This window comes from Massilia sp. 05N420, from assembly GCF_056397205.1.
On the sequence record NZ_JBFTMX010000177.1, the window covers coordinates 1 to 453 of the forward strand.

Annotated in this window: 1 protein-coding gene; it reads left to right on the forward strand. The window is 57.8% G+C overall.

Annotated elements, in window-relative coordinates; all coding sequences use genetic code 11:
* A partial coding sequence (locus AC1DIX_RS27855) for an isoprenylcysteine carboxylmethyltransferase family protein (protein ID WP_477328587.1) occupies positions 1-346 on the forward strand: 346 nt, incomplete at its 5' end.
* Positions 347-453 lie beyond the last annotated feature (107 nt).

The window sequence follows — 453 nt, forward strand, 5'->3', positions numbered from 1 at the left end:
GCATGCGGCCTGGCTTGGCGGCCTGTGGCTGCTTGCTCCCGGCAAGCCGGTTCAAGCGGGCTGGCTTGCACTGTTCCTGGTGCTGCAGGCCTTGCGGATCTGGGTGCTCTTCACGCTGAGGGGACGCTGGACGACGCGGATCATTATTCTGCCCGGCGAGACGCTGGTCAGAGCCGGTCCCTACAAGCTTCTCAACCATCCGAACTATGTGATCGTGGCGGGCGAGATTGCCGCCCTGCCGCTTGCCTTCGGCATGCCCGCCTACGCGATCCTGTTCTCGGTTTTGAACGCCATGATGCTTGCCGTTCGCATCCGCGTTGAAAATGCCGCATTGAGAGGGCAATGAAATTGAAATGAAACGCGATTTTTCATTTGCACCATCGCCAGCCTAAGGGCATTTTCGGGCTTGGGAACTCATTGGGTTGCAAGGAAAAATGACAAAGACTGCAATCG